Genomic DNA, 23,390 nt, shown 5'->3' with positions numbered 1-23,390 from the left:
CTGGGGGCAGTATTTGTTTAACAAAAAGAATCCCCACAACTTTACTAGCAATTTCTCTTATTTCAGACTTCTAGTCAATAGCAAACGTACAAGCCTTGTGGTAGACTGTAGTATATTTGATTAAAAAGGGGGTATTCGATGACCCAGCAGAAGTCTAATAAGGCGGCTTTGTATATTTTAATGTTTAATATGTTTATCGCAATGGGGAGTATTGGAATTATTATTCCTGTCATGCCTGAATATTTAAAACTATTTGGTGCTGCAGGACAAATTCTTGGCATGTTGATTGCAACGTTCGCCTTGGCACAATTCGTTTTTTCTCCAATTGCTGGGAATCTTTCGGATCAATACGGTCGAAAAAATCTCATTATTTTCGGTCTTATAGTGACAGGACTTGCACAAATTGGTTTTGGGCTTTCTACAGATGTGTGGATGCTCTTCTTGGCACGCTTTTTAGGTGGCCTTGGATCTGCATTTGTGGCACCTCCTATAATGGCTTTTGTGGCAGACGTCACGACTTATGAGGAACGAGGTAAAGGAATGGGTATGCTAGGGGCAGCAATGTCCTTTGGTTTTATGATTGGACCAGGCATCGGTGGATTCCTCTCAAAAGTTAGCTTGCATTTTCCATTTTATACTGCTGGATGTGCAGCTATCTTAGCAGCTATTTTATCGTTCTTTTTATTACCTGCTACAAAACCAAACACAGCGAAAAAAGCGCAGAAGCAAGATAATCTTGCAAAGCAAATGGTCCGTTCAGTCCGAATGCCTTATTTTGTCATGCTAATTATCATGCTTGTTTTCTCATTCGGAATCGCTAACTTCCAAACAACATTATCATTATTTGTTACAGACAAGTTTAATTACACACCTACAGATATCGCTATTATATTAGTTGTAGGTGGCGCTTTTGGTGTTATTGTACAAATATTTGTTATTACACCGCTGTTTAATCGATTCGGCGAAATGAAAGTAGTGTTAGTCAATTTATTTATTGCATCCGTTTCGATTTTCTTAATATTATTCGCATCTGGCTTTGCACTTATTTTAATTGTAGCGACAATCTTCTCTACAGCTACGACATTGATTCGTCCAGCTGTCAACACACTGATTTCAAAGCTTGCTGAAAATGAACAAGGCTTTGCAGCTGGTCTCAACAATGCATATATGAGTCTTGGTAATATGATTGGTCCAGCTTTAGCAGGTTTATTATTCGATTGGAATATGAACAGTCCTTATATTTTCGGGTCTATTATTTTAATGGCTTGCTTCTTCCTTGCCCTTATTTGGACAATGAAAAAAGCACCGCATCTAATGCATCCTGATACAAATTAGTCTGAAAAGTTATTGACTATTTTTAGTAGTATACTACATTATTATGTAAAAATTAAATTCTATTATTACCACTAGGGGAGTCTTTAAAAGGCCGAGACGTATATGATCATATACGGACCCTTTGAACCTGATCTAGTTCACACTAGCGGAGGGAAGTGGCGACACTTGCTTTTTAAATATGTAAATGCAAGGCCGCTTCCTATTGTTTTTAGGAAGCGGCTTTTTTTGTCTGGTTTATCAACGATTCACTAAATACTAAAAAGGAGTGGAAATTATGTCAATTCGAAAATTAACAATCATGGCCTTATTAGTAGCAATTGCCGTAGCAGGTTCTACCTTCGTATCTATACCAACGGGAATTGCACGTGCCTACCCTGTACAGCATGCCATTAATGTTATTGGCGCTATTATTCTTGGACCAGTGCCTACTGTTATGGTCGCCTTTGTCACAGCTATTATTCGTATTTTAACAGGCACAGGCTCATTATTAGCTATACCCGGCAGTGTCATTGGTGCTCTATGTGCAGCTCTTGCCTATAAATACAGCGGCAAACAATGGCTCGCAGGTATCGGTGAAATGTTTGGAACAGGTATTATTGCCTCACTCATTGCAGTACCTTACGCACATTTAGTAATGGGGACATCCGTTGCTGCTTTATTTTTCATGCCAGCCTTTTTAACCTCAAGTACCATTGGTGCTATCCTGGGCATTGTCATTGCTAGCAATTTGCGCAAGACTATGTTTGTAACTAATCTTAACACTCTACTTAAATAATGATTTACGGCAATATAAAAACGTTACTTCTTAATGGCAATTAATTAAGAAAGTAACGTTTTTTGTCCAACCAAAATCATTCATACTTCAATGGTAATCCCATTTCATGAGCAATTAATAAAAAATCTTTTTTACTTATTTCAAAATGACCAAATCTGAATTTATAGCCATATTTCGATGTATCTTCTACAAATTCTAAATAATCTAAGATCCTTTTTATTGGTACAGACTTTGCCTCTTTATAAAAGTCTATATCTCTTCTAAAAGGAATAAAATTTTCTGCCATTTGGAACTCGTAAATTCGCTCGTCTTTTACCCTTCCAATTGCGGTAAACTCTCTTACAGGCTCATTACCATCTAGACTTTTTTTAGGAGAATAATAAATGATCCAATCTCCTTTTTGCATTCGTTTCAAAGGTCTCTCTTTGCCATGGCATAACTGGCCGAATCCTCCCTCAACCCCTTTTTGCACATGATTGAGAGATACCACGCCAATCCAATATTTCGTGTCTCTTTCAGTCATAGGAAGAGCTCTCCTTTTATTTTGGGATCATCGTAAACGACTTTATTTTTTCATTTTCAAGAATTAGCCTTTCTTCCAAAATCACTGGATTTGGCAAACCATCCCAAGTAGTCGAAACGATAGCACTACATTTTATATCATCGCCTTCAATATTTTGAATAGTTAATTTAAACCCTTTCGGCATAGGTGACGTGTAAAAATTCTGTATTTCTTTTCTTCCTTTAAAAACTTCACCTTTAAAATTTTTCAATTCCCCATGATCTGCATACATATCAGATAAATCTTGACCCTCTTCTTGTGCTCTTTTTAAATACTCCTTCATAACCTCTACTGCTTTCATCTGTCATCACTCTTTCATTTTTATTGATAAGGTTATCAATTATGCCTCGGCATAATTGCGTCCGGATTCGGCTTTGTGCTTAGGCCTGCATGAGGGCCGACACGATGTTGGTCATTTCGGTAATGCCACAGGACGTGGCGTTTTTACCGATGCAGGTCAGTTAGCTGTTATCGCATGGATGCGATGATTTTAGGCTAACATCCTATGTGAACTCATTTCCAAATCCGCGACATCCGCCGGAGGCTTTAGGCCAACACGAAGTTGGTCACTCAGTCGTTGCCACAGGACGTGGCGTTCTTAGACTGAGTTCCTCTATTTCAGCAGGTTGCTGAAAGAAGTTAAACCCTATGCACGATTTTCATATACTTTTGTCAATATGCCTTTCAATTGTTCTTTTTCTTCCAATGTAAGTACGTTTAAAACATCATTCTCAGAAATCGAAAGGGTCTTCCATAATTCTTCTGCCATACTTTCACCTTGTTCTGTAAGGCATATTAAATTCTCTCTTCTATTTTCTTGATTTTTCTCCCTATAAACATAATTTCTTTCTTCTAGACCATCGATAAAAAAGCGAACACTATTTTTATCCAACTTTAATATCTGCCCTATTTGAATTTGGCTAAGTTTTTTTTCTTTTACTGCCATCATGATCCCGACTTCTCTGGATTTCATTTGAAATTTTTCGCTAATATATTTCTCGAGATTATCCTCTAGAGCCTCTGCTAGCTTAAAACTTAGAAAACCAAATGAATTCATTATATTGGTCATGTCAGATCCTCCAAATCCATAGTACTTTAAAATGATAGTAATATTTTATTACTATAATCCATTATTGCATTTGTGTATATTATTTACAAGGAAAATTTCACTATCACAAAAAAATTCTCTAATTTCATAAAAGTAGCAATCTAAAATTAGCTCATCAACATAACGTGGGGTTGATTTCCGTTCCGACTGGGAGCGTTCGATGAGCCGCTTCGCTTCGCTCCAGGGTCTCGGGCCAACAAATGTTTTTTATCCGAAAGCGCAGTGCTAACGTAGCGGCAGCAATGTGCGTTTTTTTCTGTGCGAAAGCGTAGCGACAGCAACAACACGATGTTGGTCACGAAGGCGTTATCACAGGACGTGATGCTTTTAGCCTTCGTTCCTCTATTGCTAATCCCCAAGGAGTCGACCAATCGGAACGAAGATCAACTAATTATTCATGATAGAAGCTTTAACAAATATCATTCCCAACTCTCAATGATAGCCCGCCAAATAGAATGACAAAAAACGATGGCTCATTGCTATAAAGCATGCACCATCGTTTTTTGTTAGGGTCGTTTTTTCATGCCCTTTAATAGCTGGGCAACATTTGTGTCCTCTGCCTGTTTTGGTTTTTCCTCTACAAGCTGTTCTTGTTTCTTCGGCCTTGTTAGGAAGCCCCAACCAAAGCGTCGAATAGTAATATCCATGAAGAATAGTAGCATACCTGCTAATAGGAGCCATGTTGCAATATTTTGGCGTTCCGCACCTTTTTTAGTAAATTCACGGAACACTTCATTCGGCTCTTTCAAAACGGAACCGCCTGTCTGCTTCGTTAGTTCTTCCACTAGTTTTTCATTGACTGGGCGTAATTCATATTCAGCACTATAAGGTACACTTAAGCCTGCTTGGTAAATAGCCTGTTCTTCATCGGCAATGCGGAAGAAGATTAGTCCCGGCTCTGCTTGTACGACTGCTCGCACTTGTGACGCTGACATTGTTTCAAGCTGTGTTTCAAGTTCTTCACCGGCTTCATTAACAGCAACAATATCTAAAAACGCCGCTTCATTTGTTGGATCAGTGATGACAAATGAGCCGTCTGACTCTAGACGTACATCATAGGCAACATCGTTATAGCTTGGTAGCATTTGTGAAATAAGCGTTTGCCAAAATGTGCCCCATTCTTGCCATCTTGCCCAGTCCCCTGCCCATTTTCCTGTCGAATCAGAAGTAAAGGCGAATGTCTTGCCAAGACCATATTGCCACTGTGCTAGCACTGGATCTTCCTTCTCGCTTTCTGCAATAACAGAGGCTCCCTGCTTTGCTGTTGTACCGATATAAGCATTCATTTTAGGTACACCATTCGTAAATAATGTATTCCATGCAGATGCATTATATATAGTTGGATAGAATGGATTATCCTCAATATATGTGCGTGAAATCATGGCAGTTTCACGAGATAAAATAGAAGGGATTGTCTGCTCATCAACAACATCGTAGAAACGCCCATTGCCCATTTCACTAAGTGCTTCAAGTAAGTTGGCATCTGCATCCTGACCAATTGCAACCGTTGATAGTGTAATACCATTCTCTTTTCCTTGTGCGATTAAGTCTTCATAATTACCTGACTGTGACTGTCCATCCGTTAAGAGAATAATATGCTTACGCTGTAGCTTTAATTCAGCTAGATTTTCATAAGCTTTAGCAAGTGATCCATATATTTCAGTGCCGCCCCCTGGTGTTACAGATAAAATGGTATCTACTGCTTCATCCTTATTGCCAAGTGGTCCTGTCTCAATAATTTCCCACGGTTTATCATCAAAGGCAATAAACCCGAGCGTATCCTCATCTCGTAGCATTTCGACTGAACGAGCGGCCGCTTCCTTCGCGAGCTCTAGCTTCGTTCCATGCATACTTCCAGAGCGGTCAAGCACGATAACAAGTCCTAATGACGGTAATTGTTCCTTACCTTTAATCTCCATTTCAACAGGTAGTAAAGTTTCGATTGGTGTTTTAAAATAGCCGCCCAAGCCAAAGCTATTTTCGCCACCAACCATTGTAAACCCGACACCAAAATTTTTCACTGCCTGTTCAATAACATTCATTTTTTCCTCGCCTACTAAATGCCCTGGTACATTATCAAAAATGATGGCATTGTATTGTAAATAACTAGAAAGTTCATTTGGCAAACTGTTAGCATCCACAACATCATAGGAAATTGATTGGCTGCCAAGTGCTGCAGCGATTGGCGATGCCGTGTCATAGCCATTAACAATTAATAAATGCGGTTCACTTTGTACCATCGTGACACTCGTTAATTTATTATTTTCAAAAATTGCATCTTGGTCAACCTGCACGAGTGCTTCATATTTTACAAGTCCTTCAGCCGTTGCGGCATGTTTATACGTAAAAATATTTGACCCTTCAGCAAGCTCCACTGCCTCACGATGAATAAGCTTATCATTTTCGTATAATAATAGCTCGCCTTGTTCTGCTGCAGTTGCATTAATCTCAGTGACTAACTGTTGCTGTTCACCTACATAAGCAACCTGTGGGGTTACAAAGCTTTTCAGTGATACATCGTTAGTAACAGGTTGACTAAATGGAACTACATCAACACTACTATTCGACCCTTTAAACTTTAATGCAAATTCTAAGGCATCTCCTTTTGTTTCATTGCCATCCGTTAAGAGCACAAGTCGTGTTGCTTTTTTCGGATCTACAATACCTGAAGCGAGCTGTAGGCTTTGTTCAATATTTGTTTGATCTGTTGCTTTTATGGTTGTAAACTTCGGCACTTCCTTTAAAGTATTCGATAAAATGGCTTCCATTTGTAATGTCGATGAAAAAGAATAAATCCCTGCAAGCTGTTCATCATTTTTCGACTGTAAACTTTCCGCTATAAAATTGGCCATCTCATCATCGGTACCATTCATTGAAGCAGAACGGTCAACTAAAAATAATACTTGTTCTTCCTTTACGGGCAATAAAATATAGGGCCCTGCAAGTGCAAAAACCAAACAGCCTACTGCCACAATACGAATACCTAGTACGACGATATGACTCTTTTTTAGTCGCTGACGCTCACGCCAATAGGTCCATCCAAAATACATAAGCAACGGAAGTAAAAGCAACAATGCTAATGGCATATCAATTCGTAAATCCACGACGTCGTTGCACCTCCCACTCTGAAACAAGTAATACTAAAATAATGAGGATGAGCCAAGGTACGAACGAAGTTTTCGATATTTCTTCCTTACCATTGTCCTGAAGCTCTCCAAGCGTATAGCTTGTCCCTTTTTCAATGACACGCTCTTGCGCTTGAAGCTGCACGATGAAGCGCTTTTCTTCATCATTTGAGCGAGCTGAATAAATTCCTGGCTTCATTGGAGCTGTTAATAGACCATTCGTAATGGACGATAAAAACTCATCTTCCTGCGAATACACACTCCAATCCCCCTGCGCTAAAGCAACTGCTCGTTGCTCATTTGGCGTAAAAATACCAAGTGAATCAATTGATTCTGAAAGCTGCTGTTCAGCACTCCATAGAAATAATGGGAATGAAGGGTGTAACGGCCAATCTGTATCGGCAATATCGGCTAATATGACAATATCCCCTTCAGGTGAACGTTGAATAAATGGCTGATCTCCAACTGATGCAATCGTTTTATAGTCATCGAATCCGGGATATACAGCACTGACATAAATATCTTTTAACTCACTAAACGCAAACAATGCATCACTTGTAGTACCGACTCCTCCAGTTGCTTCAACCTTTTCAACGTCATCCCGTCCAAATAATACGATAGGCTTGTCCATTTTTTCGAGTAGCGTCGTTTGATTTGTCACCACTGTGGCATCCTGACTGTCAGCTACTTGTAGAGACGGAACAATTTTCACACTGCTATTAATCGTTTGAAAGCCTTTTTGAATGAGTTGATGCATACTTTGATCGATGACTACTTTTGAAGTAGCTGTTTGTAGCAATACAGTTTGTGAATTATCAACAGCGTAATCGTCCTTAGCATCTATCTTGGCAGTCATCGTATCTTCTAACGGTAGGTCTTTAAATGTTTTTGTTACAGCTTCACTCGGTGGTAATGTGACACTCTCAGCAACTATCTCATTACCCTCCGCATTTTCTAGCGAAAGTGTTACATGTTGCTCTTGGTCCGTATCATTTTGTAACTGTACAAGCGCCATTGCAGACTGTCCATCTGTAGTAGCAGCAAAACGTGTCATTGCGATATTTGTTAAATCCTTTGCAGACCCTTTTACGATCCACTTCACCGTATCTTTTTCCATCGGTAGTTGCTTTTTATCGAGCGCATCTGTAAAGACATAAATAGATGTTGGTGTATCACCGACAAAAGCCTGTGCCACATCTAAACCTTTATTCATTTGAGCTGTTTCATATGTTACGTGTAACTGTTGAATGGCTTTTTCAATATCTTTTGTATTCGTTTCCTGCTGCAATATAGCTTTTGGCGTATTGCCTGTTGTAATGAGTGTCACAGGTCTTCCATCAAGCTCATCGATCAATGACAGCATTTCTTTTTTATGTGTGTCAAATGTTGACTGCTCTTTCCCTGCTAACATTGTCGCAGACGTGTCCACAATGAAAATCGTCTGCGCCCCAACAATCGTCGACTTTTTAACGTAAGGATTCATTAATGCCAGTACAAGTATAAGAAGAGCTAGCAGTTGCAAATAAAGCAGTGCATTTTTTTGTAAATGTTTTAAGTATGGTGATACACGTGTTTCTTGCATAATTTCCGACCAGAAAAGTGTGGAGGATACGGTTTGATCGGTATATTTTTTTCTAAAGAAATAATATAGAAGGACAATGACCGGGATGATGGCCGTCCAGCTAAAAAGTATTTGACTAAAGCCCAATACGGCTCACCTCACCTAATCCAATGTGCTTTTAATAATTGTTGGAAGATGGCATGCTGCAATCCATCCTCTACTTTAAGCTGTAATTGTCGAACACCGAAGCGCCGACAAATTGCCTCAAATTCCTCTTCATGTAATACACGTCTTGCCATATATGTGTCCAGAACTTTAGAAGACATCGTAACATTTACATCTCTGCCCGTTTCACGATCAAGTAAGCGTACATCGCCCGTATATTCGGGTGCTATTTCTTCTTGCGTAACTATTTGCAAAATACGGACATCCCCTGCAAAGCGTGGTAGCCTTTTTAAAAGTTGCTCCCATTCCTCGATTGGCTCAAGTCCGTCCGTCACAATAAATAGTACGGTACTATCCTTAGGCAATGCTTTGAAAGCTCCCTGTGCGAAGCTATTTGTATAAGTTGCTTGCTCAATCTCTGTGACTACCTGTAAAAAGGCGCGACGATACATGGCACCTTTACGACGAAACGGTGGTTTCACCTCATCCTGTAGAAAAGAAAATGATAAGCGATCATCGCGACCGAGCACCATTAGCCCTAGTGAGGTGACAATTTGCCGGGCAAAAGTCCATTTTGCTTGATCGCCCATCGATTTCGTTGTATCTAACAAAATGTGTACGCGCATTTCTTGTTCATCTAAAAAACGTTTGATGAAGTATTTATCCGTTCTCGCGAAGACGTTCCAATCCACCTGACGTACATCATCACCTAAATGATATTCACGAAAATCTGAAAAATCGAGCGATGCCCCGAAGCGTTGCGAACGGTGCGAGCCCTTGTGCTGCCCACGTAATTTGGAGGCCGTTGCCACTTGGAAGCGACTTATTTTCGCTAACCAATCCTCGGGCAATAATAATTTTTGTGTCACCTGCTAACACCTTGCTGTACTTTTTCTAAAATGATATCAATCACATCGTCTGCTGTTTTACCTGAAGCCTCCCCTTCATAATTCAACAGCATACGATGGCGTAACACTGGCTTAGCCACAGATTTAATATCTGCTACAGAAACGTGGAAACGTCCATTCATAAGCGCCCTTGCCTTCGCTAATTTGATTAAACTTTGTAAACCTCGAGGGCCGCTACCATACATGGCATATTGCTTGACCTCATCAATGGCATCCACTCTCTCAGGATGGGTAGCCACAACAAGGTCCGTCGCAAATTCGAGCATTTCATCAGCAACCAGTACTTCCTTCACCATTTGCTGCGCTTCAATAAGTGCTTCTGTATCCATGATTTTTTGTAAACCAATTTCCATAGCGCCTGTTGTACGCTTCATAATTTCCATTAGTTCACTTTTCTCAGGATACGGCACAAGAATTTTGCATAGGAAACGGTCCATTTGTGCTTCTGGTAAAGGGTATGTTCCCTCCATCTCAATCGGGTTTTGTGTTGCTAACACGAAGAATGGTCTTGCCATCTTCTTTGTATCTCCCAAAATTGTTACAGTTTTTTCACCCATAGCTTCAAGCAGTGCACTTTGTGTTTTTGGTGTTGCTCGGTTAATCTCATCCGCTAATACCATTTGGCTAAAAATCGGACCTGCCTGGAACGTAAACTGCTGCTTGCCGTCAGCTGTGCGCTCAATCATACTTGTTCCTGTAATATCCGCCGGCATTAAATCTGGTGTAAATTGAATTCGCGAAAATGATAAATCTAGTACTTCAGAAATTGTACGGATTAACATCGTTTTCCCTAAACCCGGTAGGCCCTCTAATAATGCATGCCCATCAGCAAGGACTGCGTATAATGTATAATCAATGGCGTCCTCTTGTCCGACGATAAAGCGATGAATTTCTTCCTTTACTTGTTGTAATTTCGAACTCATTTCAACATATTGTTGCTCTGTAAATGCCATTCCTTTTCCTCCTACTGAGACTCAATTGACGTGAAATAAGATTGCACGACATTTTGTAAATCCTTCGGTAATTGTAAACGCTCCGAGCTTTCTAAATAGCTATCTTTATAGGAACCTATAACTTCCTCATATGGGCGGATAGAACCTTTCGTAATGGGGCCATTTCCTTGTTGCTCTGATACATGTGAGCCCTCTCCTAATGCTCCGCCATCAACTGAAGTCTGACTAGAGCCACCAATTCTATTTGGTGTCGTTAAAACATCGCGACTGCCTTGCCCTGTGCCTGCACCTTGACCACCTGAACCATTGCCTTGACCTGAACCATTACCATTTCCTTGGCCATTTCCTTGACCATTGCCTTGCCCTTGTTGTTTGCTTTGATTAGAGCCTTGTGCCTGGCCATTACCACTAGCTTGTTGTGAATTATTTTGGGAATTAGTTTGGGAATTAGTTTGGCCTTGTTGTCCTGTTTGATCTTGCTGATTGCTTGGCTGTGAATTCGCTGATGAATTTTGATTTTGATTTGAATTAGTATTGTTTTGCTGATTGTTATTGGCACTATTGGCACTCGCAATAGCATTTTGTAGAGTATTGCTTACGGGTTTCCCAAGTTTACTCATAGCTGTCTGAGTAGCATTGGCATTTTGCGTTAGCTCCTGCTGCATTTTGGCCAACTCCTTCAATTGCCCCACTTCTTCCTTCGATAAGCCTTTCTCGTCAGAAGCGCCATCCTTACTAGCAGTTTGCTTATCTTTTAATTGCTGTTCCTTTAAAGCAAGCTCTTTTTGCTTTTTCACGACTTCACGTAATGCCTCTTCAGCTGTTTCTGCCTCTTTTAACGTATTTTGCAATTCTTTTAATTGCTCTTTCACTTCTTTTGTTTCTGCTTTCTTCTCTAATTTGGCAACTTCCTTTTTCACGTCCTCGATGACAGTTTTTTCTTTTTCTACCTCAATTGCTTCAATTTGTGTAGCTGCTGGGAACATATAAAGGATTGCCAGTACGATAGCTGTTCCAAATAATCCGATCAATGCTTTTGGTCGGAACATATTTTTCTTCCGAGTCTTAAAATCAGCAAACACCTTTTCAACGTTTTCTATCGCTTTCGTTAGTAGAGATTGAACGAGTGGGTCCTTATCGTCCTCGAACGATAAGGCTGTCACAAGCTCATTGTGAGAAAAATAACCATCCAGTGTATGCAATGCTTCCTTTTCTTTGGTACGCTTCCACCACATAAACAGCCCTGTTGCCAGTATGCCAACGATAAAGACAGCAAGAGCTACTTGGCGATAATAAGGCCATACAAATAATCTTGAGACGAGGACAAGTGAAGCACTCGAAAGCAATGCCAAAAACAAGCCGTACTGTGCAATAGGGATACTTCTTTCTACTGTTAAACTCGTCTTTGCACGTTGAATATACTTTCGTAATTGCTTACGACGCTCCATAAGATTTCCTCCTCATCGGTTACTTTTCATATTGGCACGTAATTTTTTAATCGCAATTGTTAAACAAAAAACAATAATAAGTGAATAAGCTATTAAATAACTAATCCATACAGGTAATTTCACTCCCGAAACTTCCGCTAAAGCATCGCCCATAGATGGTGAAATAAGCGTAAGCATTAATGCACCTGGGTTAATAGAAGCCCAGAAGTAAGTCATATAAGAAGTACTAGTACCGATGGCATTACCCATTTGATGGAAGGCCATTGATAAAAAGAAGAAAAAAGCTGTAATGCCACCTAAAAAGATGATCGAACCATACGTACTAATCATTGCAACAATTGTTCGTTTTGTAACGGTTGAAAACATAACACCAATACTACCTATTGCTACAACTGTTAATAAATAAAATAAAAATATCGAAATTAATTGAGACGGCGATACGCCACCAAATAAAAATACTAAACTATATAATGGTAACCCTGCGATGAGCATTAATACTAAAAATGCTACCGAGGATAATAATTTTCCAATGACGATCTGAGTAGAGCTTTGTGTCGTTGTGAGTAAAATATTTAATGTTTGTTTTTCCCTTTCGCTACTAATTGCACCAGCAGTTAAGCTTGGTGTAATGAAAAGAACAAGAGCCATTTGTAATATTGTTAATACTGCAAACATCATAAAGCTTGTATCTGGTCTAAAGAAACCCTTGCCTGTGAATCCAGTTGTTAGTAGCAAAAATCCTGCGATAAAAATACAAATAACCGCTAAATAAAACATTAAACCTGAAAAGCTTTTAAAAGAACGGAAGCGTAACTTCAATTCTTTTACGAATACCGGATTATAAAATCGTTCCATCATTGATAGTCCGCTCCCTTCGTAATGGCCATAAAGACATCCTCTAAATCTTTTTCCTCTTCGCTTAATGCATAAATAGGTAAATTCGCAAGTATTGCTTTTTTCAATAGTGCTACCTGATCAGCATCTGTTCCACGGTAGTTAAATGCAATTTCTAAACGATTATCCATTATATCTATAGAAGAGATCAGTGGATCCTCCTCCAAAAATGCACGTACCTCGTTTAATTGATCCGTCACTTTTATCACGATGCGCTTCTCACCCTGTAGCTGTGCTTGAATGGAAGCCACATTGCCATGAGCGATTAATTTACCATTATCAATCACCCCGATTTCATCGCACATTTCTGCAAGCTCAGGCAAAATATGTGAGGAGATTAAAATCGTTTTACCCATGGATTTTAAATTTCGTAAAATATCACGCATCTCTACTCGTGCACGTGGATCTAAACCTGATGCAGGTTCATCTAAAATTAATACCTTTGGATCATGGATAAGGGCACGAGCTAAACATAGTCGCTGCTTCATCCCACGTGACAGTAAATCAACATATTCATGACGTTTATTCGTTAAATTTACGAGCTCTAGTAGCTGTGGAATAAGTACTTTTCGTTCAGCTGCCCCAATGCCGTAGCTGGCACCATAAAAATCTAGGTACTCATCTACTTTTAGCAGATCATAGACCCCAAAGAAATCTGGCATATAGCCAATTTGTTTTCGAACTTCCTTTGGTTCCTTAATAACACTTTTCCCATTTATAAGAGCATCACCAGAAGTTGGAGATAGCAAGGTTGCTAAAATCGAGAATGTAGTCGACTTACCCGCTCCATTGGCACCTACAAAGCCAAATACAACTCCTTCCTCCAATGATAGATTCAAATGATCTAGTGCTGTAAAGGAGCCATATCTTTTCGTTAAATCACGAATTTCAATCATTATTTCGCCACTCCCTTCAGCTCTATATCTGGTAATTTTGTTTGCTCACCTGTTTGATCTGGCCCAAATTTAATCTCAATCAGCAATTCATCATTATTATTGAAATATTTTGTAATGTTATCTGTAAACACCTGTTTCGCATCTACGAATGGTTCATATTTTTTCGTTTCGTTATTCCAAATCGATAGCTGCATACGGTTAACATCCTTATTTGAAATCGTCAGTTCGTTTAATGTTTGAACTAAATTCATAAAATTATCTGGCATTGCAATTGACACTTCATATAAACCGTCAGACAAGTACCAATTATTTAGCTGTTCATCAATTTCATTGTAATTCGCATTGGAAGATAATGGGTTTACTGAATACGTAAAGTTGTTGCGTTTCATCGTAAATGGACCTGATAGCTCTACTTTGCCGTCAAATGGCTGAACAAAATATGAAATCGGTGACATATTGGCACTTGTTTCTAGCTCAACCCCAGCAATTGCTTGGTCTGCCCATGCTGTAATGACAGGCTTTTTATCATTTTCTACAAGCTGAAGTGCTTGATTGTTAATCCGTTCGATAAGAGCAGGATTAATCTCTTGCTTCTTAGTTGGAAAACTAAAATTGTAATTATTAAATATAGATGGCCTTTGTAGAACCGTAGTTTTCAATTCCGTATCCACCTTGAGTGTTCCATTTGGTTCAATATCTCCAAGCCTAATTTCTTTAATACCAGAGAATAAAGTGACATCTTTTAAAGCAAATGGGAAATTATTTTTAATTGTTCCAGAGAGCTTCTCATTTTTTAAAGTAATATCAATATCCATCTTACCGATGTTCGGAGCCTCTGTTTTCCCTGCAAAGGATTGAACAGACCAATAACTTAAATCGCGTAATGTTAGCGTAGAACCATTTGAATGCTCCTTAATATAGGAGAATTCATATAATTCCCTCGATGAACCTGAAAATCGATCATATTTTCGTAATGCGAGTGCCGTAGTATCCTTATTTGCGTTTACAACAAAATCACCACTACGATTTGTTAAAATCGATTCTACATAATAACCATTTACACTACGATCATCATTTATTTTATAAAAGGCTGCTTGTTGTACTTGTGGTTGGATAATACGATCTTTAGCCCCAAAAATGAATAACCCGATCGATAAAACAATAGAAATGACAGGAATAACCCACCATGCATGCTCACGTTTGTCCATTTTCTTTAAGATAAAATAAAGAACAGGTCCGATAATTACAATATAAAGAATGATAACAATTAGCATATAGCTTACAGATACCTCAAATGATGGGAATAATTCATTTACTTGCTGTATATCATAAATTTTATCTATCGCTGATTGACCATGCATCACCCCTTGTTGTTGAATGCTTTGAATATTCAGTATTTTAGATATTAATGCCACGTAGCCATCCATAGACGCAAGTGGTTGATCCCCTAAAGAAAAGGCTGTTTGAATAATTTCACCACTACCCACTTTTTTCTTAGATGTTAGAATCGTATTGTTATCTGTTAATACAGGAATACTTTCTTGGTTTTCAGTCGCTGAATAAACAGAAATTGATTTTGTAAAAATTCCTCCGCCTGATAATTTTGATAGGCTATCTGCAGAAACGGATGTCATTTGTTGTGATAATGCAAGTGGTAAATAATCCTTGAAGATACCTGCTGTTGCATTTACTTGATCAGCAGCACCCAATAATAAAGTTCCACCATTCTGTACCCATTTTAGTAAAGACTCTTGTTGTTTTTGCGATAAATCAGCAATAGCAATTTCATCGATGACGATAACATTCGCCATGGCAAATCCTTCTGTATTCTCTGGTAATGTATAGTCCTTAATTTGATTTAAATTGAAAACTTCAACATTATTTTGAGGAGCTAATTGGGATAAGCTCAAAAATGCCGATAAACGATCACTTTTATCTGTCAATGTATAAATAAATACTGATGAAGGATCTAAAAGGTTACCTTGTAGCTGTTTTGTTCCGTTATAAGCAACCTTTTTTCCTTTCTCTATGCCTCCTTCAAAAAACGCAAACACATCTGCATTCGAGGAATTATAGTTATCGATACCTTCTAGATAAATATCAAATGTTTTTTCTTCTCCTGCCGCTATATCTATTGGAAGCACTTGTGCTGATGCAGCCTCATAGGAACTGGAGGCATTGATGACCATATCTCCAGAAAAATCTGCACCATTATTTTTCACTGTTACTTGAAGTGGCACAACTGATTGGGATTTAGCTTTACCTGCAATCCCTACCTTAGCCTGAACATCCAATGTAGCTGCTGCACTTGCCTGCTCCACAGGTAGAATAAAGCTAATAACAAGCATAAATAGCAGTATGAGTGCCGTTATATTCGTTTTTTTCAAAAACTCAACCCCTTTTTTTGTAAATTGATGGTTAAATAATTATACGATTAAAATTGCATTTCGTTCCATTTCTTATGACATCTTCATGAATATTCATAAACTCTTAAGAATTAACTAATTACCAAAGTTCGGGATGACATTTGTTAAAATATGCATTTATAAGTTGATTGGAGTGGAGACTGGGTGACATAATAAAGTAAAATGGGCTGTCGATAAAAATTAAAAGAAAGTGTTCCGATAAAATTAAAAAGTTGGATGACATTATGTTAAAACCTATGTCATGTGGATAGGTTGACTGGAACGAGCCACGTAAGCGAAGCGGCTCATCGAACGTCCCCTGGAAGCTTTGCTCTGTGCGAAAGCGAAGCGTCAGCAACAATGTTTTATCTGTGCGAAAGCGAAGCGTCAGCAACAATGTTTTATCTGCGCGAAAGCGAAGCGTCAGCGGCAAAGCGTCAGTCGGAACGGAATTCAACCCCACTATGGTGAGATTAAGAATTGGCTAGAAAAAGGCAGCCCCTAGTGAATCACTTGAGACTGCCTTGGTATATTCTTATTTCGTATAATCAAACAAACAACGAGCATGATCTTGTACTACTTCTACAAAAGCCTCTACTTGTCGTAATTCAAATGACGACTCATAGCCTATTAACCATGTATCACGTGTTAAACCAAATTCTTTTTCATTATTAGTTAATGCTATTTTATTAATACCATCGTGGTCATTTAAAGTGATTGAAGGTAAAATAGCGTAGCCGATACCGTTCAATACCATTTGCTTACAAATTTCAATCTGATCAACTAAAATTTGTTTACTCGGATTTGAAGCGAAATGCTGTTGCCACCATTGTTGAATTTCCTGATAGTAATTGGAGTCACTTTTAAATTGAATAAAAGGTCGCTCTGTCGTCAGAACATCTTCAATGGTTTTTAGCTCTTTATCTACTAAATAAAGGGTGTCACGAAAAAGGTGAATCTTTTCCCCTTTCCAATCAACCTGCCCACGTACAATTCCTATATGAGCCTCACCCTCATAAAGTGCTTTTACAATTTCAGAGCTCCAGCCGGTCATAAGAGAGATTTTTGCTTCTGGATATTTCGTTACAAAATCCTTTAATATTTTCGGAAGCCAGTTTTGGCCGACAATCGAAGCACAGGCAATTTTCAATGTCCCGTTTACTTTCGTCGTTAATGATTGGATTGTTTCAAAAATCTCTTCTTTTTTGCTCAGCATTTCAGTCGCATAAGCAATTATAAGCTCTCCAGCAGGAGTCGCTGTAAGTCCTTTTTGCGAACGAATAAATAACTGCGCGCCCCAGTCCTTTTCAATAGTTTGCAGCCGTTGCGAAAGCGCTGGTTGGGATAAAAATAAACGTTCCGCTGCTTTACGCATATTACGTTCCTCTGCTAGTACTTTTAAAATTTCTGCCTCCGTTGCCATTAATCAGTAAACCTCCGATACAAGCAAAGAGGGCCTCATGATTTTCATCTGAGTCCCCTCTTAAACTACTACTCTTTTTGATAAATATATTTTTTCAATTGCTTTAAAATAACACGTCTCGTTAATATTCCCGCAAATGTTCCGTCATCGTCCACAACACATAAAAAGGCGTGATTAATAACTAAGTCGAGAGCTCGCTGAAAAGTATCCGTCAACTTTAATACAGCGATATCTTTATCCATAATCGTATCCACTTTAATATCGGGTAGCTTTTCATATTCAATATGTTCTAGTCCAAGAATGGATTCAGTAATCATTTTCATGCTTAGTAAACCTTGAAGCCGATATTTCAAATCTAAAACAGGTATCGACGAATACCCTGTACGTGTAAGTACTAGGAGTGCATGTTCCGCACTATTTCCACTTTGTACGTGCGCAACTTTTTCAGATGAAATAATAAAATCACTAATTGGCATTGCTAATAAGTCTTTGCTGTTAGTTGAAATCATGAACTTCTTCTCCTTTTCTGTCCTCGTTTTGCAGAACAGGATGCTTCCCTTTTATCATATCATAACTATTCCTTTTATGACCACGACAAGGCCGAGAAGAGTTTTTTAAGAGCAACGAATTATTTTAGCATTTTGAACAAAACTAAGTATCGAAAGTGCACATATTTACGGGGAGTTTATTTTACCTGGGCTCAATGGAAATATCTTCATTCAGCCATTTTATTGCTCGCAATAATATAAGCTGAATGAAGAAAATGTTTATTTAATAGCCGGTCTTACTCCAGTAATAAAAAATCATTATCCCTAAAAAAAGCAAAAAAATGATATATACCCAAACAATTGGATTTAGCATTGTGGCATATTCTTCAACTGTTTCAGAAATCGGCGTATCATTTTCTGACTTCCGTTCAGACGTCATTTTGGCAATTTTCAGCGTGGACACAAGCGAAATGACAGAAATAATCGTAATGGCAATAAGAGCCGGTATTAACCACATACCCATAGGCAAAACTCCTTTCTTTAGCCTTAGTATGCGTCAACCCAGCTCCACATTATGCAATTTTTTTATTTAGAATGGATATTGATTGAGCCATTGCCCGCCATCAAGTGTCACACATTCACCGTTCATATAGCTTGCCTTATTAGACATCATAAATGTTGCTAAATCAGCTATTTCTTCAGGAGTACCTGTTCGACCTAACGGGACAGAGTCTAGCGTACGAGCTGCAGCAGCTTCTGACTCCCAGAGCTTATCTGCACCACCAGTGCGCTCAATTGGACCAGGTGCAATTGCATTTACTCGAATCCCATATTGTTTTCCCCATTCAACAGCTAACGTTCTAGTTAATGATAATACGCCTGCTTTAGCTGCTGCTGAATGAATAACACCAGCCCCGGCATTCCAAGCGTAAGTCGCGACCATATTAAGAATAGATCCTTTAATATTATTTTGAATCCAATACTTACCAACTGTTGAAGAACAGAAGAATGTCCCATTTAACACAATATCAACAACAGCCTTCCAGCCATTTGGTGATAAATCCTCTGCACGCACTATAAAATTGCCAGCCGCATTATTTACAAGCCCATCAACCTGTCCAAACTTTTCAACAGTAAATGCTAGCATTGCCTCTGCATGCTCAGGCACCCGAACATCCATTTGAAATGTTTCAATCGTTTTTCCAGCCTCTAAAATAAAGGCTTTCGCCTCTGCTAATCGCTCCTCGTTACGACCTGTAATGACAACATTTGCCCCTTCAGCAACGAATTGCTTCGCCATATAAAGCCCCATACCACTTGATCCACCCGTAATAATAATTGTTTTCCCCTGCAACATTTAAGATTTCCCCCTTCACAAAATGAATGATGATTCACTTAAAATTTTACTATATTTTCTCGTATATGTCATATTAATTCTGCAAAACGATGTATAGTAGCGAAAGGATGAAAGGTGACAACTATTTATGTATTCAGGGGATTTTTTTGTTGCGCGGGTATTTGCTCTTCTTCCGCGGGTATTTGCTTCTCTTCCGCGGGAATCCTCCTTCGCGCAGGTATTCGCTTCTCTTCCGCGGGTATTCTTCCTTTGCCCGCAGGTATTCACTTCCCTTTCGCGGGTATTTGCTTCTCTTTCGCGGGTATTCACTCCTCTTTCGCGGGTATTTGCTCTTCTTCCGCGGGTATTCGCTTCTCTTCCGCGGGTATTTGCTTCTCTTCCGCGGGTATTCGCTTCTCTTCCGCGGGTATTCGCTTCCCTTCCGCGGGTATTTGCTCTTCTTCCGCGGGTATTCGCTTCCCTTCCGCGGGTATTCGCTTCCCTTCCGCGGGTATTCGCTTCTCTTCCGCGGGTATTTGCTTCTCTTCCGCGGGTATTCGCTTCTCTTCCGCGGGTATTCTACTTTTGCGCCATCCACAACTTTTGGTGATGAACCAAATAAATTGATTTAATCAATAAAAATAGTTTACAAATTACATATGGTTGGTAACTCTATTTTAGACAGTTTCTTCTCGAATTCCTAAAACTCATAATGATAAGCAATTTTATAAAGTTCCATTAACTCTTCCTGTGTTGGTACCTTAGGATTATTTCCAGGGCTACCGCTGGCAATTGCATCAGCTGCCATTTTTGGAATAGCTGCGTAAAAGGCTTGTTCATCAATTCCCAATTGTTTCAAATTCCCTATATCCATCTTCTTGCACATTTTCTTAATTGAAACAATAGCTAAATCGGCAAGCTCTTCTTGAGATAGCAGCTCATTATCTTTATTGAAAAATTTACCTAAATCCGCCAGTCGATCGACACAAGCATCCTTTGAAAATTCTAATACTGCTGGCAAGAGCATGGCATTTGAAATACCATGTGGTACATGGAAGAGCGCTCCTATTGGACGAGACATACCATGTACTAAAGCAACAGAAGCATTGGAAAATGAAAGACCTGCTTGCATTGAGCCTATTGACATGGCCTCACGAGCGTCAATATCATTACCTTGTTCATAAACTTTTAAAATATTATTGACGATTAACTCCATTGCTGATAATGCAAGTACATTCGAATAAGGATGTGCCAAACGTGATAAATAGCTCTCAATAGCGTGACTTAATGCGTCAATACCGGTTGCCGCAGTAATGGCGGGTGGAGATGTAACCGTTAAAATTGGATCAATGATTGCTATGTTTGGCATAAATGCAGGCTGCTTAATCATCATTTTCACTTCATTCTTCGTGTTAGTAATGACGGTTGCATCCGTTGCTTCTGAGCCAGTTCCTGCTGTTGTCGGTATTGCAATATGTGGGATCGGTACTTGCTCAGCTATTTTTGCCATTTTCATATAATCGCCAATATAGCCACCATTCGTTGCAACTACTGCAATTGCTTTTCCTGTATCGATACAGCTCCCGCCACCGACAGAAATAATAATATCGCAACCCTCAGATTGTAAAATATGAAGTCCCTCTGCTACATAAGTATCCACGGGTTCCGTTGTTACGCCTAAATATGAAACCGCTTCCAAACCACTAGCTCTTAATAAAGTGCTACATTGATTAACAAAGCCTAAACTATCCATGATCGGATCACTAATGATAAGAGCCTTAGTCCCCAATTTTTTTGCATGGACACCTACTTCTTCAAAAGAATCTCGTCCATAAACGATCGTTCCTGGCGAATGAACCGTATAGATTGTTTTTGTTTGAATCATATCTAATCCTCCTAAGCTATTGTGCTGTATAACCGCCATCCAAAAGTATTGCTTGACCTGTTATACCCTTTGCCATATCACTAGCTAAATAAAGCGCAAGTCCTGTAACTTCCGATACATCTAGTAAGCGTTTTTGAGGAACGAGTGGATATAGCACCTGCTCAAGCACTTCCTCTACTTGAATGCCCCTTGTCTTTGCCAAATCCGTAAACTGATTACGTACTAATTCTGTATCGACATACCCTGGACAAATGGCATTCACGGTTATCCCTTCAGTTGCAACCTCCAGTGCCGCCACTTTCGTTAAACCGACAAGTCCATGTTTGGCTGCATTGTATCCAGCTTTACCTGCAAACCCAATAACGCCATTAATAGATGCCATATTAATAATGCGTCCAAATTTATTTTTCTTCATATGAGGTAACGCGTATTTCATTGCTATAAAAGGTGCAACAAGCATCACTTTTTGCATGGATTCAAAGATTTCTGTCGCGAAATCCTCGATAAGAGAGACATGCTGAAATCCTGCGTTGTTAATTAAAATATCTATTGTCTTATACTTTTTAACTGTAAAGTCAATCGCATCACATATTGCCTGTTCATTCGTAACATCACAGGTGTATGCAGTTAATTGCGGATTGTGTTGAATTGCCTCCGCCAAAAGCTGTTCATTAATATCTGTTATCACGACATTCGCTCCCTGCTCAGCAAACGCTAGTGCCATGGATAACCCGATACCACGGGCTGCTCCAGTAATAAAAACTATTTTTCCTTTCACGCAATACCCTCCTACATTCCTAGTGAGAATAATATGATAGCGATTAACGTACCTATGATAGGTATAATGACAGTTAAAGCACCAAATGGCATATAAGCATCTTTATGCTTTTCATTGCATACCGAATTGATAGTTGTTACTACATAACCACCATGTGGCAATGAATCGAGAGAACCTGATGCAATAGCAATTGTACGGTGCAATGCCTCCGTATCAACTCCCATGTCAATATAGTGTGGAGCAAGTAAAGGCAATGCAATTGTTTGACCACCCGAAGCCGAGCCTGTTAAACCTGCTATTACAGCGATGGCTAACGCACCGCCAATTAATGGACTTCCAGGAATATTAGTCATGACGTCAACAGTTGCCAAAAATGATGGTGTAGCTTTCACCACACCTCCGAAACCAACTACAGCTGCCGTATTAGCGATTGCTACAACGGCCCCCATAGCACCAGCTGCTAGTGTCGCACCGACAGACTTTGAATATTTATAGCTCACTAGATAAGCCATAATACATCCGCTCGTTAATGCTACAATTAAGGCTGAAGTTCCTAGTGATTCGTGAAACACAAAGGAAATGCCTAAAACTACTACTAGTGGTACAATACTTAAAATTGGACTTGGAAGCTTACGAGATTCATCAACAACTGGATCAGTAGATCGTTCTATAAATATCTCTCCATTTTTTACTGCACGTTTGATCATCCAATTTAGCCATAGTGATCCACCAGTAGCCATAAAAATTGCAACAATTATACTTACTGCCCATCCAGCATATGGCGTTGTACCAAGGTATGGAATAGGAATCCAGTTTTGAATTTCCGGTGAACCTGCCGAGGTCATCGTAAAGGTTACAGAACCTAAACCAAGTGCAGCAGGAATAAAGCGACGAGGAAAATTAGCTTGCTTGAATAAACTGATAGCCATTGGATAGACAGAAAAGGCTACGATAAACACTGAGACACCACCATACGTTAGTACTGCTGCTGCAGCTACTACTGCAAAGGCTGCATATTTCACTCCAATTTTTTCTACAATCCATTTAGAAACACTATCAGCTGCTCCCGTATCTTCCATTACCTTTCCAAAAATGGCTCCTGCCATGAACATTAAATACCATGAACCTACGAATCCAGTGAACCCATCCATATAACTTGTTAAGAAGTTAGCTTGATTCTCATCAGCTGTTTGTGGAAAAAATGCTAGACCATTCGTTACGGCCGCTATCAATGCAGTCAATGGTGCTGAAATTAGTAAATTTACGCCCTTCATTGTTAAATACACAAGTAAAGCTAAACTGCCAAAAAGCCCAATGTATTCTAACATCCCCATCCTCCTCTTAT

The 23,390-nt window shown here is 39.2% G+C and carries 22 protein-coding genes and 1 riboswitch; of the genes, 3 read left to right on the top strand and 19 right to left on the bottom strand.

All coding sequences use genetic code 11. From position 1 onward, the window contains the following. Positions 1 to 138 precede the first annotated feature (138 nt). The gene (locus FJQ98_RS05055; RefSeq protein ID WP_053594732.1) at positions 139 to 1,335 is read left to right on the top strand and encodes an MFS transporter; all 1,197 of its coding nucleotides are present in this window, start codon (positions 139 to 141) and stop codon (positions 1,333 to 1,335) included. 63 nt (positions 1,336 to 1,398) lie between these two features. Beyond that, positions 1,399 to 1,506, top strand: a riboswitch (TPP riboswitch). A 103-nt stretch (positions 1,507 to 1,609) separates the two neighbouring features. Then, a complete protein-coding gene (gene thiW / locus FJQ98_RS05050; protein WP_053594733.1) occupies positions 1,610 to 2,110 on the top strand; it encodes an energy coupling factor transporter S component ThiW in 501 nt (166 codons plus the stop codon). 76 nt (positions 2,111 to 2,186) lie between these two features. On the opposite strand, the gene FJQ98_RS05045 is transcribed toward thiW, so the two are convergent. The 11 genes from FJQ98_RS05045 to FJQ98_RS04995 form a co-directional block, all read right to left on the bottom strand. Next, positions 2,187 to 2,633 (bottom strand): EVE domain-containing protein, encoded by a 447-nt coding sequence (locus FJQ98_RS05045; RefSeq protein WP_053594734.1) that lies wholly within the window; start codon positions 2,631 to 2,633, stop codon positions 2,187 to 2,189. A 16-nt stretch (positions 2,634 to 2,649) separates the two neighbouring features. Beyond that, on the bottom strand, positions 2,650 to 2,973 hold the full coding sequence (locus FJQ98_RS05040) for a hypothetical protein (protein ID WP_053594735.1): 324 nt from the start codon (positions 2,971 to 2,973) through the stop codon (positions 2,650 to 2,652). Positions 2,974 to 3,318: 345 nt separating this feature from the next. Further along, positions 3,319 to 3,741 carry a MarR family winged helix-turn-helix transcriptional regulator gene (locus FJQ98_RS05035; protein ID WP_201406640.1) on the bottom strand — a complete coding sequence of 141 codons (423 nt, stop codon included), beginning with the start codon at positions 3,739 to 3,741 and terminating at the stop codon, positions 3,319 to 3,321. Between the two features lie 545 nt (positions 3,742 to 4,286). Then, positions 4,287 to 6,884, bottom strand: coding sequence for a VWA domain-containing protein (locus tag FJQ98_RS05030; protein WP_053594737.1), 2,598 nt, complete (start codon positions 6,882 to 6,884; stop codon positions 4,287 to 4,289). Further along, on the bottom strand, positions 6,868 to 8,613 hold the full coding sequence (locus tag FJQ98_RS05025) for a vWA domain-containing protein (protein ID WP_053594738.1): 1,746 nt from the start codon (positions 8,611 to 8,613) through the stop codon (positions 6,868 to 6,870). The genes FJQ98_RS05030 and FJQ98_RS05025 overlap by 17 nt, the downstream gene beginning before the upstream one ends. An 11-nt stretch (positions 8,614 to 8,624) precedes the next feature. Then, positions 8,625 to 9,500: a DUF58 domain-containing protein gene (locus FJQ98_RS05020; RefSeq protein WP_053594739.1), complete on the bottom strand. Its 876-nt coding sequence runs from the start codon at positions 9,498 to 9,500 to the stop codon at positions 8,625 to 8,627. Next, positions 9,497 to 10,492 carry an AAA family ATPase gene (locus FJQ98_RS05015; protein WP_053594740.1) on the bottom strand — a complete coding sequence of 332 codons (996 nt, stop codon included), beginning with the start codon at positions 10,490 to 10,492 and terminating at the stop codon, positions 9,497 to 9,499. The genes FJQ98_RS05020 and FJQ98_RS05015 overlap by 4 nt, the downstream gene beginning before the upstream one ends. 11 nt (positions 10,493 to 10,503) lie before the next feature. Next, positions 10,504 to 11,940: a hypothetical protein gene (locus tag FJQ98_RS05010; protein ID WP_053594741.1), complete on the bottom strand. Its 1,437-nt coding sequence runs from the start codon at positions 11,938 to 11,940 to the stop codon at positions 10,504 to 10,506. 12 nt (positions 11,941 to 11,952) lie between these two features. Further along, complete coding sequence (locus FJQ98_RS05005; RefSeq protein WP_053594742.1) at positions 11,953 to 12,798, bottom strand: ABC transporter permease; 846 nt, start codon at positions 12,796 to 12,798, stop codon at positions 11,953 to 11,955. After that, on the bottom strand, positions 12,795 to 13,730 hold the full coding sequence (locus tag FJQ98_RS05000; RefSeq protein ID WP_053594743.1) for an ABC transporter ATP-binding protein: 936 nt from the start codon (positions 13,728 to 13,730) through the stop codon (positions 12,795 to 12,797). The genes FJQ98_RS05005 and FJQ98_RS05000 overlap by 4 nt, the downstream gene beginning before the upstream one ends. Continuing rightward, positions 13,730 to 16,117 (bottom strand): hypothetical protein, encoded by a 2,388-nt coding sequence (locus FJQ98_RS04995; RefSeq protein WP_053594744.1) that lies wholly within the window; start codon positions 16,115 to 16,117, stop codon positions 13,730 to 13,732. Before FJQ98_RS04995 ends, FJQ98_RS05000 begins: the two co-directional genes overlap by 1 nt. A 291-nt stretch (positions 16,118 to 16,408) precedes the next feature. Between FJQ98_RS04995 and FJQ98_RS04990 the strand changes: the two genes are divergently transcribed. Beyond that, positions 16,409 to 16,606, top strand: a complete 198-nt coding sequence (locus tag FJQ98_RS04990) for a hypothetical protein (RefSeq protein WP_201406639.1) — start codon at positions 16,409 to 16,411, stop codon at positions 16,604 to 16,606. Between the two features lie 64 nt (positions 16,607 to 16,670). Here the strand turns inward: FJQ98_RS04990 and ccpC are convergent, their stop codons facing one another. From ccpC to FJQ98_RS04950, 8 genes are all read right to left on the bottom strand, one after another. Further along, complete coding sequence (gene ccpC, locus FJQ98_RS04985; RefSeq protein ID WP_053594745.1) at positions 16,671 to 17,558, bottom strand: transcriptional regulator CcpC; 888 nt, start codon at positions 17,556 to 17,558, stop codon at positions 16,671 to 16,673. Positions 17,559 to 17,626: 68 nt separating this feature from the next. Beyond that, a complete protein-coding gene (gene cbpB, locus FJQ98_RS04980; protein WP_053594746.1) occupies positions 17,627 to 18,067 on the bottom strand; it encodes a cyclic-di-AMP-binding protein CbpB in 441 nt (146 codons plus the stop codon). Positions 18,068 to 18,329: 262 nt separating this feature from the next. Next, positions 18,330 to 18,569 (bottom strand): hypothetical protein, encoded by a 240-nt coding sequence (locus tag FJQ98_RS04975; protein WP_053594747.1) that lies wholly within the window; start codon positions 18,567 to 18,569, stop codon positions 18,330 to 18,332. Positions 18,570 to 18,635: 66 nt separating this feature from the next. Then, positions 18,636 to 19,403, bottom strand: coding sequence for a 2,4-dienoyl-CoA reductase (gene fadH / locus FJQ98_RS04970; protein ID WP_053594748.1), 768 nt, complete (start codon positions 19,401 to 19,403; stop codon positions 18,636 to 18,638). 133 nt (positions 19,404 to 19,536) lie between these two features. Then, entirely contained in the window at positions 19,537 to 19,980 is a 444-nt protein-coding gene (locus tag FJQ98_RS04965) for a hypothetical protein (RefSeq protein WP_201406638.1), read from the bottom strand. 102 nt (positions 19,981 to 20,082) lie between these two features. Continuing rightward, positions 20,083 to 21,267 carry an iron-containing alcohol dehydrogenase gene (locus tag FJQ98_RS04960; RefSeq protein WP_053594749.1) on the bottom strand — a complete coding sequence of 395 codons (1,185 nt, stop codon included), beginning with the start codon at positions 21,265 to 21,267 and terminating at the stop codon, positions 20,083 to 20,085. A gap of 16 nt (positions 21,268 to 21,283) precedes the next feature. Further along, positions 21,284 to 22,045, bottom strand: a complete 762-nt coding sequence (locus FJQ98_RS04955; protein ID WP_053594750.1) for a 3-hydroxybutyrate dehydrogenase — start codon at positions 22,043 to 22,045, stop codon at positions 21,284 to 21,286. Between the two features lie 11 nt (positions 22,046 to 22,056). Beyond that, the gene (locus tag FJQ98_RS04950; protein WP_053594751.1) at positions 22,057 to 23,373 is read right to left on the bottom strand and encodes a GntP family permease; all 1,317 of its coding nucleotides are present in this window, start codon (positions 23,371 to 23,373) and stop codon (positions 22,057 to 22,059) included. Positions 23,374 to 23,390 lie beyond the last annotated feature (17 nt).

The sequence above is a fragment of the Lysinibacillus agricola genome (genome assembly GCF_016638705.1).
GTDB lineage: Bacteria > Bacillota > Bacilli > Bacillales_A > Planococcaceae > Lysinibacillus > Lysinibacillus agricola.
The sequence above is the reverse complement of the archived record's forward strand: the minus strand, read 5'-3'. Positions and strand labels throughout refer to the sequence as shown.

Excerpts from the sequence above, each read along its gene's own strand:
- FJQ98_RS04950 (WP_053594751.1), bottom strand. The coding sequence starts at position 23,373 with ATGTTAGAATACATTGGGCTTTTTGGCAGTTTAGCTTTACTTGTGTAT.
- FJQ98_RS05045 (WP_053594734.1), bottom strand. The coding sequence starts at position 2,633 with ATGACTGAAAGAGACACGAAATATTGGATTGGCGTGGTATCTCTCAAT.
- thiW (WP_053594733.1), top strand. The coding sequence starts at position 1,610 with ATGTCAATTCGAAAATTAACAATCATGGCCTTATTAGTAGCAATTGCC.
- FJQ98_RS05005 (WP_053594742.1), bottom strand. The coding sequence starts at position 12,798 with ATGATGGAACGATTTTATAATCCGGTATTCGTAAAAGAATTGAAGTTA.
- FJQ98_RS05010 (WP_053594741.1), bottom strand. The coding sequence starts at position 11,940 with ATGGAGCGTCGTAAGCAATTACGAAAGTATATTCAACGTGCAAAGACG.
- FJQ98_RS04960 (WP_053594749.1), bottom strand. The coding sequence starts at position 21,267 with ATGATTCAAACAAAAACAATCTATACGGTTCATTCGCCAGGAACGATC.
- FJQ98_RS05055 (WP_053594732.1), top strand. The coding sequence starts at position 139 with ATGACCCAGCAGAAGTCTAATAAGGCGGCTTTGTATATTTTAATGTTT.
- FJQ98_RS05035 (WP_201406640.1), bottom strand. The coding sequence starts at position 3,741 with ATGACCAATATAATGAATTCATTTGGTTTTCTAAGTTTTAAGCTAGCA.
- fadH (WP_053594748.1), bottom strand. The coding sequence starts at position 19,403 with ATGTTGCAGGGGAAAACAATTATTATTACGGGTGGATCAAGTGGTATG.
- FJQ98_RS05040 (WP_053594735.1), bottom strand. The coding sequence starts at position 2,973 with ATGAAAGCAGTAGAGGTTATGAAGGAGTATTTAAAAAGAGCACAAGAA.
- cbpB (WP_053594746.1), bottom strand. The coding sequence starts at position 18,067 with ATGATTTCAACTAACAGCAAAGACTTATTAGCAATGCCAATTAGTGAT.
- FJQ98_RS05000 (WP_053594743.1), bottom strand. The coding sequence starts at position 13,730 with ATGATTGAAATTCGTGATTTAACGAAAAGATATGGCTCCTTTACAGCA.
- FJQ98_RS04975 (WP_053594747.1), bottom strand. The coding sequence starts at position 18,569 with ATGGGTATGTGGTTAATACCGGCTCTTATTGCCATTACGATTATTTCT.
- FJQ98_RS05015 (WP_053594740.1), bottom strand. The coding sequence starts at position 10,492 with ATGGCATTTACAGAGCAACAATATGTTGAAATGAGTTCGAAATTACAA.
- ccpC (WP_053594745.1), bottom strand. The coding sequence starts at position 17,558 with ATGGCAACGGAGGCAGAAATTTTAAAAGTACTAGCAGAGGAACGTAAT.